Origin of the sequence: Hymenobacter roseosalivarius DSM 11622 (genome assembly GCF_900176135.1) — a bacterium.
GTDB classification, from domain to species: Bacteria; Bacteroidota; Bacteroidia; order Cytophagales; family Hymenobacteraceae; genus Hymenobacter; species Hymenobacter roseosalivarius.
In genome coordinates, this window is the sequence record NZ_FWWW01000117.1 from 1 (window position 1) to 1,074 (window position 1,074).

General features: G+C 60.5%; 1 protein-coding gene. It reads left to right on the forward strand.

Annotation, left to right across the window (positions count from 1 at the left end; genetic code table 11):
- The coding region (locus B9A24_RS21125; protein ID WP_234997600.1) for a T9SS type A sorting domain-containing protein at positions 1 to 942 on the forward strand (942 nt) is incomplete at its 5' end.
- Between the last annotated feature and the right edge of the window lie 132 nt (positions 943 to 1,074).

Here is a 1,074-nt window from a genome sequence, read left to right on the forward strand (position 1 = left end):
ATTAGCGGGGGGACCTATACCTTAGTGGGAGTGGGGGTAACGGCTGGTGTAACACTGACCTCTAACACGGGCGTATTCACGAACCTGGCCGCCGGCACCTATAGCCTCAGCGTAGCCCTGAACGGGCTCGTTTCGGCCGCGGTAGCCGTCACCATCAATGCGGCGCCGGTCATGATTTCACTGAGGTCCACCGTCACGGCTGTCACTTGCTTTGGGACAGCTACGGGTCAAGTCCAGTTCACGGCAGTCGGTGGTACGGCTCCCTATACCTTCACCTTCGACGGTCGGACTTCCAATGGCTCGGGTCTTTTCACGAATCTGGCAGCTGGCACCTACGCCGTCCTGGTCCGGGACGCCAATGGTTGCTCCGCTACGGCCAGTACCGTGACCATCACACAACCCGCCCTTGCGTTGAGTGTCACCTTCTCCAAGACGGTAAATGCCTGCGGGGGTACGGCCGGCCAAGCGAGCGTAAGTGCCGCCGGCGGAACGGCGCCCTATACCTACCAGCTCCGCTTAGCCGCCACGGGCGCTATCTTGGCTACTTCGCCGGAAGTGCGCGGGGAGTTTACCTTCAATGGGTTGGCGGCGAACACGTATCGTCTGTGGGTGGTTGATGCCCAGGGATGCGCCGTCGAATGCCCCACGTTGCTGTCCATCACAACTGCTTGTCTGCAGCAGCGCACGGGCTCACTGGAGGTATACCCTAACCCGTTCACGCAACGGGCCACCGCGGAGTTCCAGGTTGTCGAAGGCGAGCAGTACTCGCTGGTGCTCTACGACAACGTGGGCCGCTTGGTGCGCCGCATTAGCGAAGGCGTGGGCCAAGCCGGTCGCACCTTTCAGCTTGACGTGGTGAGGGAGGGCCTGCCCATTGGTGTTTACCAACTGCGATTAACTACGGGCTCTGGTACCAAAATCGTCCGGGTGGTAACGCAGTAGGCCACCCGCTTGGGCCTGCATTTTACAAGCCGCCGGCACTTGCCGGCGGCTTTTTTTTGTCCCCCAACTTCTTCGACTCCATAACCATAAAAGAAGACGACCGGGTAGGGTTGCCACAGGCGGGGGCATAAT